Source organism: Runella limosa DSM 17973 (genome assembly GCF_000482465.1).
Taxonomy (GTDB): Bacteria; Bacteroidota; Bacteroidia; order Cytophagales; family Spirosomataceae; genus Runella; species Runella limosa.
Map to the genome: position 1 here is coordinate 443,402 of NZ_KI519420.1, position 15,172 is coordinate 458,573.

Annotated in this window: 17 protein-coding genes; 6 read left to right on the forward strand and 11 right to left on the reverse strand. The window is 44.7% G+C overall.

Translation table 11 applies throughout. The features are described from left to right. Positions 1–78: 78 nt before the first annotated feature. The 10 genes from gmk to K339_RS0111825 all read right to left on the reverse strand — a co-directional run bounded on the left by gmk (position 79) and on the right by K339_RS0111825 (position 8,290). A complete protein-coding gene (gmk, locus tag K339_RS0111780; protein WP_028523751.1) occupies positions 79–645 on the reverse strand; it encodes a guanylate kinase in 567 nt (188 codons plus the stop codon). A 6-nt stretch (positions 646–651) separates the two neighbouring features. Continuing rightward, positions 652–927, reverse strand: coding sequence for a hypothetical protein (locus K339_RS0111785; RefSeq protein ID WP_051397970.1), 276 nt, complete (start codon positions 925–927; stop codon positions 652–654). Positions 928–1,218: 291 nt separating this feature from the next. Further along, the gene (locus tag K339_RS0111790; protein ID WP_028523753.1) at positions 1,219–1,848 is read right to left on the reverse strand and encodes a sigma-70 family RNA polymerase sigma factor; all 630 of its coding nucleotides are present in this window, start codon (positions 1,846–1,848) and stop codon (positions 1,219–1,221) included. Positions 1,849–2,064: 216 nt separating this feature from the next. After that, positions 2,065–2,568: a hypothetical protein gene (locus K339_RS0111795; RefSeq protein WP_028523754.1), complete on the reverse strand. Its 504-nt coding sequence runs from the start codon at positions 2,566–2,568 to the stop codon at positions 2,065–2,067. Next, on the reverse strand, positions 2,565–3,413 hold the full coding sequence (mreC, locus tag K339_RS0111800) for a rod shape-determining protein MreC (protein ID WP_028523755.1): 849 nt from the start codon (positions 3,411–3,413) through the stop codon (positions 2,565–2,567). Before mreC ends, K339_RS0111795 begins: the two co-directional genes overlap by 4 nt. 105 nt (positions 3,414–3,518) lie before the next feature. Next, positions 3,519–4,544, reverse strand: a complete 1,026-nt coding sequence (locus K339_RS0111805) for a rod shape-determining protein (protein WP_028523756.1) — start codon at positions 4,542–4,544, stop codon at positions 3,519–3,521. A gap of 97 nt (positions 4,545–4,641) precedes the next feature. Further along, positions 4,642–5,673 (reverse strand): glycosyltransferase family 2 protein, encoded by a 1,032-nt coding sequence (locus K339_RS0111810; protein WP_028523757.1) that lies wholly within the window; start codon positions 5,671–5,673, stop codon positions 4,642–4,644. Between the two features lie 6 nt (positions 5,674–5,679). Next, the gene (locus K339_RS0111815) at positions 5,680–6,018 is read right to left on the reverse strand and encodes a YbaB/EbfC family nucleoid-associated protein (protein ID WP_028523758.1); all 339 of its coding nucleotides are present in this window, start codon (positions 6,016–6,018) and stop codon (positions 5,680–5,682) included. 44 nt (positions 6,019–6,062) lie between these two features. Further along, positions 6,063–6,611, reverse strand: a complete 549-nt coding sequence (locus K339_RS0111820; RefSeq protein WP_028523759.1) for an acyl-CoA thioesterase — start codon at positions 6,609–6,611, stop codon at positions 6,063–6,065. Next, complete coding sequence (locus K339_RS0111825; protein ID WP_028523760.1) at positions 6,611–8,290, reverse strand: S41 family peptidase; 1,680 nt, start codon at positions 8,288–8,290, stop codon at positions 6,611–6,613. The genes K339_RS0111820 and K339_RS0111825 overlap by 1 nt, the downstream gene beginning before the upstream one ends. 120 nt (positions 8,291–8,410) lie before the next feature. On the opposite strand from K339_RS0111825, the gene polA reads away from it, so the two are divergent. The 3 genes from polA to K339_RS0111840 all read left to right on the forward strand — a co-directional run bounded on the left by polA (position 8,411) and on the right by K339_RS0111840 (position 12,585). Then, positions 8,411–11,248 carry a DNA polymerase I gene (gene polA / locus K339_RS0111830; RefSeq protein WP_028523761.1) on the forward strand — a complete coding sequence of 946 codons (2,838 nt, stop codon included), beginning with the start codon at positions 8,411–8,413 and terminating at the stop codon, positions 11,246–11,248. Between the two features lie 165 nt (positions 11,249–11,413). Further along, positions 11,414–11,899: a TlpA disulfide reductase family protein gene (locus tag K339_RS0111835; protein WP_037300216.1), complete on the forward strand. Its 486-nt coding sequence runs from the start codon at positions 11,414–11,416 to the stop codon at positions 11,897–11,899. Positions 11,900–11,943: 44 nt separating this feature from the next. Next, a complete protein-coding gene (locus K339_RS0111840; protein ID WP_037300556.1) occupies positions 11,944–12,585 on the forward strand; it encodes a thioredoxin family protein in 642 nt (213 codons plus the stop codon). Positions 12,586–12,747: 162 nt separating this feature from the next. Here K339_RS0111840 and K339_RS0111845 read toward each other — a convergent pair whose 3' ends face one another. Continuing rightward, complete coding sequence (locus tag K339_RS0111845) at positions 12,748–13,488, reverse strand: glycosyltransferase family 2 protein (protein WP_028523764.1); 741 nt, start codon at positions 13,486–13,488, stop codon at positions 12,748–12,750. Positions 13,489–13,732: 244 nt separating this feature from the next. On the opposite strand from K339_RS0111845, the gene K339_RS0111850 reads away from it, so the two are divergent. From K339_RS0111850 to K339_RS0111860, 3 genes are read left to right on the forward strand one after another with little or no spacing between them, the layout of a single operon-like run. Beyond that, a complete protein-coding gene (locus K339_RS0111850; RefSeq protein WP_037300220.1) occupies positions 13,733–14,494 on the forward strand; it encodes an enoyl-CoA hydratase/isomerase family protein in 762 nt (253 codons plus the stop codon). Positions 14,495–14,529: 35 nt separating this feature from the next. Next, positions 14,530–14,844 carry a type II toxin-antitoxin system RelE/ParE family toxin gene (locus K339_RS0111855; protein WP_229598731.1) on the forward strand — a complete coding sequence of 105 codons (315 nt, stop codon included), beginning with the start codon at positions 14,530–14,532 and terminating at the stop codon, positions 14,842–14,844. Positions 14,845–14,856: 12 nt separating this feature from the next. Beyond that, a complete protein-coding gene (locus K339_RS0111860) occupies positions 14,857–15,171 on the forward strand; it encodes a HigA family addiction module antitoxin (protein WP_028523767.1) in 315 nt (104 codons plus the stop codon). Position 15,172 lies beyond the last annotated feature (1 nt).

Below are 15,172 nucleotides of genomic sequence, written 5' to 3' on the forward strand. Positions count from 1 at the left end.
TAAAAAGAAGAAGAGCGCCTTAGATGTAGTAAGGCGCTCCGCAGGGTTGTTTATAGTGCTTGGTAGTTTGTGTAAAAACTACTTCGTAAAGTCTTCGACCAATTCTTCGGCTTTGACAAGGGCTGATTCCAAGTCATCGTTCACCAAAATAACGTCAAATTTATCTTGGAACGACATTTCAAATTTTACCTTGAAGAGCCGTTTAGATAAGCTGTCTTCGGTTTCCGTCCCGCGTGACATGAGTCGCTCTTTGATGGCTTCCTCACTCGGAGCTTTAACAAAAATAGCTAAAGCGCGTTCTTGAAAATACTCTTTTAGCTTGAGCCCACCTTTTACGTCAACGTCAAAAACGACGTGTTTGCCGCTGTCCCACAAGCGTTCGATTTCTGATTTTAACGTACCGTAGTAGCCTCCAGGATATACTTCTTCCCATTCAACAAACTCGTTGTTGTCAATTCTTTTCTTAAAATCGTCGGGCGTAAGAAAGTAATAATCTTTGCCATCTACTTCGTTGCGGCCACGGCGGTCGCGGGTGCAGGCCGAAATAGAAAAGCCTAAGTTGTTGTACTTAGTAAGAAGGTGTCTAACGATAGTGGTTTTACCAGAACCAGACGGGGCGGAGAAGATGATGAGTTTTCCTTCCAAAGCGTATTATATATTGAGTTTGGCTTTGATTGTAGCGACCAGATTGTCGGGGCAAAGGCGTTTATCAATTTTCGATTGAAGAGATTCTTTGACGCACTTTTCGAGGTGATACATTTTGATGCAATGCAAGCAGTGGTCCATGTTCTGTCGGAAGTGATCCTTCTCGTCTTCGGTTGCTCCTCCATCTAAGACCGCCTGAATCTTTTTCAGACACTCTGCGTGGTGCTCGCAGTACTCTTTCTGATACTTCGTGTTCTCTGTGGCAGAAGGTGACGATTGCATATCCAATACTATTGTAAAGGTTCAATGAATTCTTTGAATCTTTCTGTTTTTTTTGTTATTTATTATAAAAAGGAATTCTTCAAAGAAAAAGTTCACGAATACTTCTGAGCTTCCTGTTGGGCAGTGTAAACGACTTTTTATTTTCTAATCTCCCTGTTATTCAAACTAAACCAATTTAACCAAGCAAATCGTTCACCAACAACACAAATGTTTATGAGCAAACATTTTAGGTGTCTGCTTTTGGTGGTTTTTTCTACGCGTTAGCCCGCAAGAAAAGGGTGATTATGATTGCTAATCTTCGTCAGTATCGTAGCCCATTGAAGCGGCATACGTCCTGAGTTTGTCTTTGAGGAGATTCCGAGCACGGTGCAGACGAGAACGAACTGTACCAATTGGAATATCCAGAATCTTAGCCATCTCTTCGTAGGTAAACCCTTCGATGTCACAAAGGATAATAACCGTACGAAAATCAACGGGCAACGAATTGAGGGCCGTAGCCACTTCGTCGCCAATCATGTCTTGGACAGTCTCGACGCGCAAGTCGGTCGTATGGTCAACTTCTGCGGCTTCTTCCGAGTTGTAGGTAGTCTCTACTTCTTGGTAATCGACTTTAGAAGGTTCCTTACTACGCTTACGGTAGTCGTTGATAAAACTGTTTTTCAGGATTCTGAACAACCACGCTTTGGCATTAGTTCCCCGCTCGAAGGAAGAAATAAAACGGAAAGCTTTTAAATAGGTATCTTGGACAAGGTCGTTGGCATCGTCCTCGTCCATGGTTAGCCTAAAGGCAAAGTTGTACATGGAGTTTATGTGGGGCATAAACTCGCGGTTGAAGATGTCGTTGCGCTCAGTGTCGCTGTACGACGTTTCGGAGGCGGCTAAAGGTATTTCTTCGATTTCTTCTGACATAATGACTGACATGGCTGCCGTAAATTTACGAATTTTAACAAACCATCACCCTTCTCCGCAAATCATCTCTCTTCAATCAACAAAAACAATCCATGAAAGGTTATTTTTTTGTGATTAATTGTTGATAAATGTTCCCAGATTAGTTCGTACTAATATACGTCAAAAACTATTCCAATGGTTTTGGAAAATGAAAAGTGGGACAAAATGTCAGTGAAAAATAAGCGAAGGCTAACGAGAAAAAAGGCGCGTTAGAATAATCGTCATTGTTGTAAACACAAGGCTACACACGATTTTTAAGAAGGTATATGGGAATAAACGGAGGCTACCTGCTTCAACCAAAAACAACACCATGTGGTGAATGGAAATCAGCATTAGGATGTAAGACAAGAAAGTGGGGAAGCCCAACTCTTTGATGGATAGCTGAAGGCGGCCTTCCGTAAGCTTTTGCCCAAGCTGATATTTGATAATGATAGGACGAAGGTAGGCGATTAGCACGGAGGCTGAGGTATGAAGTCCCAGAGTGTTGTCGAAAGTGTCGATAATAACACCCGTAAAAAAACCAATGAACAATAATGCTGTGAGGTTGATTTCAATCGGTAAGAATAAAATAGCACCTACGTAAATAAAACAGAACGCATAGTCGAACAACACCAAGTGACGTGCGACAAAAATGTGGAGCAACACGTACACGAGCCATCTGACGACAGTGCGAATGATTTCGGTTGGGTTCATTTGCGTTTTGGAGTGAGGCTTTCTTGAAGCGACTGTTGTTGTTCCAATAATTTGTTTTCTACCAAATACACGTACGAAATCTTCGAAAAGTCGGTAGAAAGTTTGAGGTCGATGTCAAAAAATGCTTGGTCAGGCGCTACACGAAACGATTTTACAATACCAACGGCGATTCCAGGTGGAAAAACGACGTTTTGGTCAGAAGTTACGGCTGTATCGCCCTTCATGATGGTGGTATAACGAGAAATGTCCTTCAGCTGAATGAGGGAAGGGGTGGTATTGTTTTCCCACTTGGCCGTTCCTTGGTCACCACTGCGGAGTAGCTTGGTAGAAACCATAAACTGCGAGTGCAGAATGGAGGTGATGACAGAGAAATTTTTGTTGCAAATTTTGACCTTCCCCACTACGCCCGTCGCCGATACCACACCCATGCCTTCTTTGATGCCGTCGGCATAGCCTTTGTCGATGGTCAAGTAATTGTCAGCTCGGTGCGTACTGTTTTCAATTACTTTGGCAATCGTCACAAATTTATACCGATTGGCAAAGGCAGAGTCTGCTTGATAACCTACGGGGGCATTTGCGGGTTTTCGCTGTTGGAGCTTGGTAATCAGCTCGTTGAGGCGGCGATTTTCTTCGGCCAAGGCCGCGTTTACATTCCGTAAGTTGGTGTATTCGCGCGCTGCGTTAGACAATTCAAGACTCTTGGCACTCAGGGTATTAGCCGTATTAAAGTACTCTACACTCCAGTAGTTGTTGTTATTGACAAGCAACCAAAAACTGAACACCTCTAATAAAACAAAGAGGATAAAATTGCGGTTACGCCCAATAAACTCAAATAGTTGGAGCATTTTTTTAGTCCACAGTCGATAGTCCCCAGTCGATAGTCGATAGTCAATAGTAAGCATACTGTGGACTATCGACCATTGACTATGGACTATAAACTATCCGAATAATTACTGAATCAATACCGATTTATACAATTCTAAATTTTTCAGGATTTCGCCTGTGCCTTTTACAACGGCCTTGAGTGGATCGTCGGCAACGTGAATAGGAAGTTTGGTTTTGGCCGCAAGGCGTTTGTCCAAACCGTGCAATAACGCACCACCCCCCGTAAGGTGAATACCGTTGGTATAAATATCGGCAGAAAGTTCTGGGGGCGAAATTTCGAGGGCCTTCATCACCGCTTCTTCGATTTTAGAAATCGACTTATCAAGCGCGTAGGCAATCTCGCTGTAGGTTACTTTGATTTCTTTTGGAATACCCGTCATAAGGTCACGTCCACGAATCTCGAAGTCAGCTGGAGGGCTGTCTAATTCTGGCAAAGCTGAACCAACCTCAATTTTGATTTGCTCTGCCGAACGTTCTCCGATGAGAAGGTTGTGCTCGCGGCGCATATAATCCACAATATCTTTCGTGAAAACGTCGCCTGCAATACGAATCGACTGCTCGCACACGATACCCGAGAGAGCGATGACGGCGATTTCGGTCGTTCCACCACCAATATCGACAATCATGGTACCGTTAGGTTGAGTGATGTCGATACCGATACCAATAGAAGCTGCAATAGGTTCATGCACCATATATACTTCTTTGGCACCTGCGTGCTCGGCTGAGTCTTTTACGGCCCGTTTTTCTACTTCGGTGATACCCGAAGGAATACAAATAACCATTCGATGCGAAGGCGTAAAAAAGCGATTGTTTGGAGCAATCATCTTAATCATTCCTCTAATCATCAATTCCGCGGCGGTAAAGTCGGCAATTACACCGTCTTTTAGCGGGCGGATGGTTTTTATATTTTCGTTGGTTTTTTCGTGCATTTGCATCGCTTTGTGACCAATCGCCAGCACCTTCCCGTTGTTCTTGTCCAAAGCAATGATAGAGGGCTCATCCACCACAATTTTATCCTTATGAATAATGAGGGTGTTGGCCGTTCCCAAGTCAATTGCAATCTCGCTCGTTAAAAAATCAAATAATGCCATATTGTTTGCTTTCGCAGAGTGACTAATGTTTATAAGCCGCAAAATTAAAGGAATTTATCGGCTTTTTGGCAGAATACAAACCAAGTAATTTTTTTGATTAAGGTCTTGAAAATGAGTCATAGGTTTTCTGACCTTTGACAAAATAGCCCCAAATCACACTCTTGGGCGCAATAGGCAGGGAATGAGCCTCTTTTGGTTGCCCGATTTCTCGAATAATTTTTTCTCGCTTCTGCGATAAATTGCGTCCAATCCACCCATAAAATGCAAAATGAGCCCGAATGATAGCCCAAATGTTGGCCCACTCACCTTTTGGTATAAACCTAGCCGCTGAAATTCCGTCCACAACTAATCTCCAAAAAATAATGCCTAAACGATTTTTAGAAGGCAAATTTTTGTAGAGCATCGCGAGGCTATTGCGGTAGTTGAGGTAGGTTTTGAAGGGATTGGAGGGGGGTAACGTACCTCCTCCGACGTGATAGACCGTCGATTGAGGAATGCAATAAATTTCGTGACCGCCCGTGTGCAAGCGCCAGCAAAGGTCGATTTCTTCCATGTGGGCAAAAAAATCCTCGTCAAAGCCGCCTAATTGGTGGAATAAATGCCCCCGAATAAACAAACACGCCCCCGACGCCCAAAAAATGGGCATTGGGGTGTCGTACTGGCCTTTATCGGTTTCGCAATGGTCAAACATCCGCCCACGGCAGTAAGGAAAACCTAGCCAATCTATAAACCCACCCGCAGCTCCTGCGTATTCAAACTGCGTTTTATCGTGGTACGCCAGTAGTTTGGGCTGGCAAGCGCCAACGTGAGGGTGGGTGTCTAAAAACTGCACCATCGGAGCAAGCCAGCTGGCGGTGACTTCGACGTCAGAATTGAGTAAAACGTAATATTCGGCTTCAATTTGGCTCAAAGCAGCGTTGTAGCCGCCCGCATAGCCTCGGTTTTGAGCAAGCTCAATCAAACGAACCGTAGGGTAGTGGGCGCGCGTCCAAGCCACAGAATCGTCTTTGGAGGCACTGTCGGCTACGTAAATCGGATAGGATTCCGAATGTGCAATAACAGACGGGAGAAACTTTTCTAGAAAGTTTCTCCCGTTGTAATTCAAAATGACAATGGCGATTTTATCCATTGCGTATTATTTCATGAATTTACTCAAGTCCAACCCTGGAATGTTGGGCAAAACGCCTTCGGTTGATTCTTGAATCCGCGCTTTGATTTTTTCTTCGATATTTTCCATCGCCCGATTTACCGCCGCAATGATAAGGTCTTGCACGACTTCGGCGTCTTCAGGTTTCATCAAATCGGGGTCAATGGTCAAGCTAGTAACTTGTTTGCGGCCGTTTATGGTGACTTTCACCATGCCCGCACCTGCTTCTGCCGACTCACTCAATTGGCCAAGACTTTCTTGGGCTTCTTTCATTTTGGCTTGGAATTCCTTTACCTTTCCAAGCATTCCCATCATATCTCCAAACATAGTTTTTTCTGATTTTTAAGTGCGCAAAGATACACAATGTCGATTTACCTTTGGGCGATTACACAACGTTCTTTTTCCAACAAATGAAGGTTTTCTTCCACGCTCAAGCGCGTTTTCTCGTTATCGAACTCGTCGGCGTAAAGGTTTTTTAATTCACGCCGCTTGATGGCTTCCAAAAACCGTCGAATGTCTTCTTTGGAGTCCAGCAACAGCGGCGGAACTTCGGTAGGTTTGCCATTGTCGTCTTTGGCAACCATTGTAAAATACGAGGTATTGGTGTGTTTTTGGGTACCTGAGCGGACATTTTCAGCAATGACCCGAATGCCAATTACCATTGAACTTCGCCCCACGTAATTAACCGAAGCGTGAAGCGAAACGAGTTCTCCCACCTCAATGGGTTGAAGAAAATTGACCCCGTCCACCGATACCGTCACCACGTAGGTGCCTGCGTGCTTAGACGCACAGGCGTAGGCCACTTTGTCCATGAGCGAAAGCAGGATTCCCCCGTGAATTTTACCTCCAAAATTGGCGTAGGAAGGAATCATTAACTCCGTAATGGTTACCTGTGAGTTTGCGACTGATTTGGGCGTCATTATTTTTTTGCGTCTTTTAAGCTTACGTTTCCTTTAGCCAATTTTTCGGCCTCGTCAAAAAGCGCTGCCGCTTTGCGAATGCCTTCGTCGGTGTTGGACATGACTTGGTAAAACTCGTTGTTGAGCCCCCCTTTGTCGCGCTTTTGGTAAGCATAGCGCGCTATCAGCGCCTTGAGGTACGTACGAATGTAAGGCTTAGAACGGCTGAACTCTTTTTCGTTGAACTTGATGTTGTCGGCGGTAGCGTTTTTAACCACACTGTTCAAATCGGCATCGGTGACATTATAGCTTTTCAAAAACTCTGCGAAGGTTTGTTTTTCAAACTGTTTGCGGTTTTGGTTGACGTAGTTGAGGGCATAATCCCGTACGGTGTTTTTGGCGAACAACTCGTACAAATACGGCGACATCATGCTGGTATCGCGCGGTACAAATACGTCGGGCGTAATGCCCCCGCCACCGTACACAACGCGTCCAGCGTCGGTGCGGTACTGAAGTTTGGGATTGTTTTTGATGCTGTCAGAAACAAACAACTCGCCGTGTTCGAAGCGATTTTTGATGTCTTTTTCATAACCTTCCAAATCACCCATTTTGTACGGTTTCTGAATACTACGGCCGCTTGGGGTATAGTAGCGCGAAATCGTCAGGCGCAGTTCGGAGCCGTCTGAAAGGTTGACTGGCATTTGTACTAACCCTTTTCCAAACGAACGGCGTCCTACGATGAGCGCGCGGTCATGGTCTTGGAGTGCACCCGCGACAATTTCGGAGGCCGAAGCGCTGCTTTCGTCGATGAGTACCACCACACTGCCGTTTTCAAACATTCCTGCATTTTTGGCGCGGGTTTGGCGGTCGTAGCGGTCGTCTTTGCCGTCGGTATAAACAATCAATTTATCACCCGCCAACAATTCGTCCACCATGTTAGTTGCGCGGTCCATGTATCCGCCAGGGTTGCCACGGAGGTCGAGCATGAGTTTTTTCATGCCTTGGGTTTTAAGCGAACTTACGGCGTTTTTAAACTCATCGTAGGTCGATTCGGAGAAACGAGTAACTTTGACGTAGCCCACTTCTTTGTCCATCATATAAGCGGCATCGACCGAGAAGGTAGGAATGCGGTCGCGGCGAAGTAAGAACGATAGAGGTTTGGGTACACCACGGCGCAAAATTTCGATTTTAACCTCGCTACCTCGTGGCCCACGGAGTTTAGAAAAAATGAAGGCATTGTCCACTTTTTTACCCGTAAAAATGTCACTATTTACCTTTAAAATTTTGTCACCGCTCTGAATACCAGCGGCTTCCGAAGGCCCACCTACTAGCGGCGTGACCACGTAAACAGTATCTTTGTAAAGGTTGAACTCAATACCGATGCCATCAAAACCACTTTCGAGTTGTGAGCGTGCCGCTACGGCATCTTTGGGGTTAAAATAGTAAGTGTGCGGGTCGAGTTTTTCGAGCATTTTGGTGATGGAATAATCCACCAACTCGTCGGTGTTGACAGTGTCAACGTAATTATTATCAATGAGTTGTAATACTTCCTTGAACTTGGTATGTCCTCGGGCTACATCAGCAATTCCTTTGCTGCCACCAAAAAAAGTAGCACCTAACAACATGCCTGCGGCAAGGGTAACACTCAATAAAATGGGTAAACGAACTGTCCAACGGTCGTTTTGTATGGGATTTTCCATTTGCTTATTTTATCTTAAAAAACACCTAAAGTAACGAACAAAGGCAAAAGGTAGTTTACAAACTTCAAAAATCTCTCCAAACTTTGCGTTATTTGTAGCTAATATACATTCAAACACCCCATGAAACCCGAAAAAAAATTATTTCTCTTAGACGCTTTTGCCCTGATTTACCGTGCTCACTTTGCGTTTGTTAAAAATCCTCGAATTTCTTCTAAAGGGTTAAATACCAGTGCTATTTTTGGTTTTGCCAATACCTTGTTAGAAGTATTAAAAGACGAAAAACCGACCCACCTTGGGGTGGCTTTTGATACACCAAAGCCGACTTTTCGACATGTGCAGTTTGAGGCGTACAAAGCACAGCGCCAAGAGCAACCCGAAGACATTACAACGGCGGTTCCGTACATCAAAGAGTTGCTCAAAGCAATGTGTATTCCTATCTTGGAAATGGAAGGCTACGAAGCCGATGACGTCGTAGGAACGCTTGCCAAAAAAGCCGCCCGCGAAGGGTTTGAGGTTTTTATGATGACGCCCGACAAAGATTACGGGCAGTTGGTGGAAGAGCACGTATATCTTTACAAACCAGCCATATCGGGCAAAGGGGTGGAGATTATGGGGCCGAAAGAGGTGTGCGAGCGGTGGGGAATCAGCGATATTAGTCAGGTCGTGGATATGTTGGGACTGCAAGGAGATGCTTCCGATAACATTCCTGGGATTCCTGGGGTTGGAGAAAAAACCGCGCAAAAACTCGTCGCAGAGTTTGGGTCGGTGGAAAACCTAATCGTTAATACTGATAAGCTCGCGGGAAAACTCAAAGAGAAAGTCATTGAAGGCAAAGACTTAGCGGTGTTGTCAAAACAATTGGCGACGATTGATATTAACGTGCCGATTGCCTTTGAAGAAGAAGATTTGCGCATGTGCGAGCCTAACCGTGAGCTACTTTCGTCGTTGTTGGATGAATTGGAGTTTAAAACCCTTAAAAAACGCCTTTTGGGGGAAACCGAAGCCCCCGTGGCTATTCCCGCCGCCAATAAAACAGGGCAGTTGAATTTGTTTGGTGAAGCGCCAACGGCAGCACCTTCTGTGAGTAAGCCAACTGAGCCTACTTCGACTGGCACACCCACTCCGCTAGAAACGGGCAATGAGCGCCGCACAGTGGCTACCACGGCTCACCGCTATCATTTGGTGAATACCCCCGAGCTTCGTCAGTCGTTGGCGTATTATCTGAGTTTGCAAGAATCTTTCTGTTTTGATACTGAAACCACCTCAGTGGATGCCATTGATGCCGAATTGGTAGGGTTGGCGTTTGCTTACCGCGAAGGAGAGGCGTTTTATGTACCTGTACTAGCCGACCGTACCGAAGCGCAAGCTATTGTGGAAGATTTTCGGGAAGTGCTTGAAAACGAGAAGATTGAAAAGATAGCGCAGAACCTCAAATACGATCTATTGATTCTGCAAAATTACGGAGTAGAGGTGCGCGGGCCGTTGTATGATACCATGTTGGCGCATTATCTTATTGAACCCGACAAGCGCCATAACATGGATGCGTTGGCCAATGCCTATCTCAACTACGAACCCGTGGCGATTGAGGCGCTTATTGGTAAAAAAGGCCCTAAGCAATTGACCATGCGGGATGTAGCTATCGAGAAAGTGGTGGAATACGCCGCCGAAGATGCCGATATTACGCTTCAACTCAAGCACAAACTACAACCTCTTTTGGTCGAGAATCAAGCTGAGAAACTCTTCAAAGGCGTAGAAGTGCCGTTGGTGCCCGTTTTAGCAGCCATGGAACGTGAGGGAATAAAGGTTGATACCAACGTTTTATCCGAAATGTCGGGGGTGTTGGAAATCGACATGAAGCAAGTGGAACAAGAGATTTTTGGATTGGCAGGAGAGGAGTTTAACATTGGATCTCCAAAGCAACTAGGGGTGATTTTGTTTGAAAAAATGAAGTTGGTCAAAAACCCTAAGAAAACAGCAACTGGACAGTACGCTACGGGAGAAGATATTTTGTCGGATTTAGAGTCGGAACACGAAATCGCGCGTAAGATTTTGGATTACCGCGAGTTGCAGAAACTAAAATCGACCTACGTGGATGCGCTGCCACAGCTTATCAACCCTTCGACGGGCCGAATTCATACCTCGTTCAATCAGGCAGTAGCCGCGACGGGACGTTTGAGTAGTACCAATCCCAACTTGCAAAACATTCCGATTCGTACGCCGCGTGGGCGCGAGATTCGGAAAGCGTTTATCCCTAGAAGTGAAGATTACGTGATTTTGTCGGCGGACTACTCACAAATCGAACTTCGCATCATGGCCGCTTTCAGTCAAGATGCTACCATGCTCGAAGCTTTTAATAAAGGTATTGATATTCACGCCAGTACGGCTAGTAAAGTATTTAACGTAGCCCTCGAAGAAGTAACGTCGGACATGCGCCGAAAAGCTAAAATGGTCAATTTTGGTATCATTTATGGTATTTCGGCCTTTGGTTTAGCCCAGCGCTTGGGGATTGCGCGGGGAGAGGCAAGTGAAATCATTAAAGCATATTTCCAAGAATTTCCTGCCGTAAAAAGCTACATGGACATGGTGATTAACAAAGCCCGTGAACAAAAGTATGTTGAAACAATTTTGGGACGTCGGCGTTATTTGGCCGATATTGATTCACAAAACCAAACGACGCGCGGTTTTGCCGAACGAAACGCCATCAATGCGCCTATTCAAGGCTCTGCGGCGGATATGATTAAGATAGCGATGATCAACATCCACGATTTTATGAAGCGTGAAAAGTTACAATCGCGGATGCTTTTACAGGTACATGACGAATTGGTTTTCGACGCACACCGTGACGAAATCGAATTGTTGAGCCACCACGTAAATGAGTTGATGGTCAATGCCATTCCGCTACCCGTAAAAATGGAAACGGGAATTGGGAAAGGGCTCAATTGGCTGGAAGCGCACTAAAAAAGCATTTGTAAATGTGAATAAAAATCACGTATTTACTTAGGCATCGTTGTCGTGGGTCGGGTTTCTCAAAACCCGACGTATTGAGTATCGTGAAGAGGGTTTCTCAAAACCCGATCGAGACATTTGATAAAAGCTTAATGAAACTACAAATCGCGTAGGTATATGAAGGTGCAAGGCTGGATTGTAGGTATATTGTTAGTAGGCGTGCAAATGGTAGGAAGAGCCCAGCAAGTGCCTTTAGTAAAATGGGCGGCGATGGATAGTCTTTTTGCTCAAAAAAGCGATACTACCTACATCGTGAATTTTTGGGCAACTTGGTGTAAACCTTGTGTGACAGAGTTGCCGTATTTTGAACAAACCCAGCAAAAATACCTGAATCAGAAGCTCAAAGTGATTTTAATTAGCATGGATTTTGCTAGAGAATTGACAACGAGAGTTGTTCCTTTTGTGACGGAACGAAAGCTAACATCGCAAGTGTGGTTGCTCAATGAACCCGACGCCAATAGCTGGATTGAGAAGGTGAGCAAAGAATGGTCAGGTGCCATTCCTGCCACCCTGATATTCAACAATGCCAAGGGAAAAAAAGTGTTTTTTGAACAAAAACTTGACGCCCTCCGTTTGGAAAAGGAACTCTCTGATTTTCTGTGACTTTTTAACTTGATTTCGTCAGAATGGCAAACATACCAACGACCATGAAAAATAAGTTTTGGGCGACATTATTCGCAGCGTTGACAGTGAGTATCGCAACGACGTTGTTGTTCCAACAGCAACGCGCGCAGGCTTCTTCTGTGGGGTATCCAATCGGCGGGTCGGTAGCTGAGTTTAAGCTTCAAAATGCCAAAGGAGGAACCGTAAGTTTGTCGGATTACAAAGACAAAAAAGGGGTCATTGTGGTGTTTACCTGCAACCACTGTCCTTTTGCTAAAGCCTACGAAGAGCGCATCATTGCTTTGGATAAAAAATACGCTGCACTCAATTTTCCCGTCGTGGCAATTAATTCTAATGACGCTTCGGATTACGAAGATGAGTCGATGGAGAATATGAAGAAGCGAGCGACGGAGAAAGGCTATACTTTCCCTTATTTACAAGATGCAACGCAGGCTGTGGCCAAAGCTTTTGGTGCAACGCGTACGCCGCACGTTTTTGTTTTACGAAATGAAAATGCTAAATTCACGGTACAATACATTGGAACCATAGATGATAATTACCAAGACCCCGCAGGCGTCACCAAACGCTACGTGGAAGATGCAGTCAACAACATTTTGGCGGGTAAACCCGTCGTAGTGACCCAAACCAAAGCCGTAGGATGCGCGATTGGTTGGAAAGACGCTTAAAAACAATTGGTAGTCTATATTTTACAGTCGACAGTGAACAAAAAGGACAGCCCAAAGCTGCCCTTTTTTGTTTTTCTCTGGTTGTGAGCAATCAGGGTTACTCACTGTGCCAGCGGTTGCTCACAACCGCGCTTTTTGCACTGCTTATTCGTCATTCTAAACTTAGCCGAGCAACTCCCATTTCCAAAGCCCAATTTTTGCCAAAAAATAGCGGCTTGATACGCGCAAAACGCCAAAGCCGTATTTCATGCTTCGTTGGAAATTGATGGAGGAAGCCTCTTCAAAATACTTGGTAGGGCAGGTGACTTCCGCAATTTCGTACCCTTTCCAGAAAATTTGGGCAATCATTTCGTTGTCGAATACAAAATCGTCGTCGCATTTTTGGAACGGAACGCTACGGAGCACTTCTCCCGAAAAGGCGCGGTAGCCCGTGTGGTATTCCGAGAGTTTTTGGTTCATCAAAATATTTTGCGAAAGCGTTAAAATGCGGTTGGCAATGTATTTGTACATGGGCATTCCTCCTTTAAGCGCTCCTTTTCCTAAAATCCGTGAGCCAAATACCACTTGATACAAGCCGTTGCCAATGATAGAAATCATCGCCGTAAGGAGCAGTGGAGTGTACTGATAATCAGGATGAAGCATGATGACAATGTCACCGCCGAGTTCGAGTGCTTTGGTATAGCAGGTTTTTTGATTGCCGCCGTAGCCTTTGTTTTTATCGTGACGAATGACGTGTTTGATTCCTAAACGTTCGGCTACTTCTACGGTATTGTCGGGGCTGGCATCATCTACCAAAATAATATCATCTACCAAGTCAAAAGGAATTTCTCGGTAGGTTTTTTCTAACGTTTGCGACGCTTTGTAAGCGGGCATAACGATGATTACTTTTTTTCCTTTATACATTAAAGAAGTTTGTTTTCAGTTCGATGTAAAACCTATAAGGTTTACCAAACCTCATAGGTTTGGAGTAAATGAGGCCGCAAAGTTACGATTAAAATGTCTCGGAGGGCTGATTCTCCAATTTTAGAAACGATTTTAAGCGACGAAATTGTTTTACGCTGTAAATAATCTAGCTAAAAATGTGCCAGCAAATGAGCGTTTTACGATTAGAAATACAGATATTTAAGAAAGATTAATCGAGAAAAATATGACAACCTACCAAGATATTCTCTTTTCGCAAGAAGCAGGCATAGCCAAAGTGACCCTTAACCGCCCATCGGTATTGAATGCACTGAGTCCGAATCTCATCGCCGAATTAGCAGATGTGGCGCGAAAAGTGTCGTTGGATGAATCTATTAAGGTGTTTGTCGTTACGGGAGCTGGACGGGCATGGTCGGCGGGAGTTGACCTAAAAGCGCTGAACGAAAGCATTGAAGGGGGGCACTTTTCTAATTTTGAGGTGATGGAAATGGGAGCGGCATTTATCCTGACGCTGCAAGCCATGCCGCAAGTGACCATTGCCCAAGTCAATGGCCACTGTTACACGGGTGCTACTGAATTGATGCTTGCCTTTGATTTAGTGTATGCTGCCGACGAGGCCCAAATCGGTGACACGCATACCAAGTGGGGAATTGCGCCTAAATGGGGAATGACCCAACGCCTCCAACAAAAAGTAGGCTTGATGAAGGCGATGGAGCTCTCGTTTACGGCTCAACCTGTGCCGGGTAAAGAGGCCGAGCGGATAGGCTTAGTGAATAAATCGGTACCCTTGACGGAGTTGGAAACGACCGTTAATCAAGTGATTGAAAAAATAAAAGGAAACTCAGCTCAGACCATCGCCGCTATGAAAAATATGTACTATTTCGGGGCTCAACACGGCCTCCACCGAGGATTAGAATATGAATGGCAGGCCGATTTTAAAATCACCGACCGCGAGGAGTTCCTGCGAAATTTTGAGAAGAATAAGTAGGGTATTGATTTGTTGTTTTTGAAAATACGTTTGTAATGTGTAATATTACACATTACAAAACAAGTCTGATACAGTCTATTCGCCACAAAGGCTTGTTTCAATATTACACTGAGGGCAACAGTGCGAAGCTACCACCCCAATACTTGCGCAAGATTAACCGTATTTTAGATCAGTTAGACGCGGTTTCATCGGTTGATGATATTCAAATTCAAGCAATGGGTTCTGGTATCCATAAGCTCACAGGCGATTTGGTAGATTTTTGGTCTATCAAAGTTACCCCCAACTATCGGATTGTTTTTCGATTTGAAGGGGGTGATATACACGACATAGATTTTTTAGATTATCACTAAAAAGAGACAATCATGTTAAAACGTAATTTACCACCAGTGCATCCAGGCGAAATTTTACGTGAGGATTATATTAACGAGCATAATTTAACCATCACGGAAGTAGCCGAAGGGTTAGGGGTTGCTCGCGCCAATTTATCAGCTATTGTCAATGGACGAGCGGGTATTAGCCCCGAGATGGCAGTAAAGTTGGCCGAAGCGTTTGGCAATACACCACAGTTTTGGGTGAATTTGCAAAAAAACTATGAACTTTGGCACGCGGAACAAACAGTAAATCGCTCAAAGATTCGCCATTTTTGGGAAGAGTGGAAAACTGTACAGCCTGCATAAA

Coding starts and splice junctions, on each gene's coding strand:
- K339_RS0111785 (WP_051397970.1), bottom strand. CDS start 927: ATGCAATCGTCACCTTCTGCCACAGAGAACACGAAGTATCAGAAAGAG.
- K339_RS0111790 (WP_028523753.1), bottom strand. CDS start 1,848: ATGTCAGTCATTATGTCAGAAGAAATCGAAGAAATACCTTTAGCCGCC.
- K339_RS0111795 (WP_028523754.1), bottom strand. CDS start 2,568: ATGAACCCAACCGAAATCATTCGCACTGTCGTCAGATGGCTCGTGTAC.
- mreC (WP_028523755.1), bottom strand. CDS start 3,413: ATGCTCCAACTATTTGAGTTTATTGGGCGTAACCGCAATTTTATCCTC.
- K339_RS0111805 (WP_028523756.1), bottom strand. CDS start 4,544: ATGGCATTATTTGATTTTTTAACGAGCGAGATTGCAATTGACTTGGGA.
- K339_RS0111810 (WP_028523757.1), bottom strand. CDS start 5,673: ATGGATAAAATCGCCATTGTCATTTTGAATTACAACGGGAGAAACTTT.
- K339_RS0111815 (WP_028523758.1), bottom strand. CDS start 6,018: ATGTTTGGAGATATGATGGGAATGCTTGGAAAGGTAAAGGAATTCCAA.
- K339_RS0111820 (WP_028523759.1), bottom strand. CDS start 6,611: ATGACGCCCAAATCAGTCGCAAACTCACAGGTAACCATTACGGAGTTA.
- K339_RS0111825 (WP_028523760.1), bottom strand. CDS start 8,290: ATGGAAAATCCCATACAAAACGACCGTTGGACAGTTCGTTTACCCATT.
- polA (WP_028523761.1), top strand. CDS start 8,411: ATGAAACCCGAAAAAAAATTATTTCTCTTAGACGCTTTTGCCCTGATT.
- K339_RS0111835 (WP_037300216.1), top strand. CDS start 11,414: ATGAAGGTGCAAGGCTGGATTGTAGGTATATTGTTAGTAGGCGTGCAA.
- K339_RS0111840 (WP_037300556.1), top strand. CDS start 11,944: ATGAAAAATAAGTTTTGGGCGACATTATTCGCAGCGTTGACAGTGAGT.
- K339_RS0111845 (WP_028523764.1), bottom strand. CDS start 13,488: ATGTATAAAGGAAAAAAAGTAATCATCGTTATGCCCGCTTACAAAGCG.
- K339_RS0111850 (WP_037300220.1), top strand. CDS start 13,733: ATGACAACCTACCAAGATATTCTCTTTTCGCAAGAAGCAGGCATAGCC.
- K339_RS0111855 (WP_229598731.1), top strand. CDS start 14,530: ATGTGTAATATTACACATTACAAAACAAGTCTGATACAGTCTATTCGC.
- K339_RS0111860 (WP_028523767.1), top strand. CDS start 14,857: ATGTTAAAACGTAATTTACCACCAGTGCATCCAGGCGAAATTTTACGT.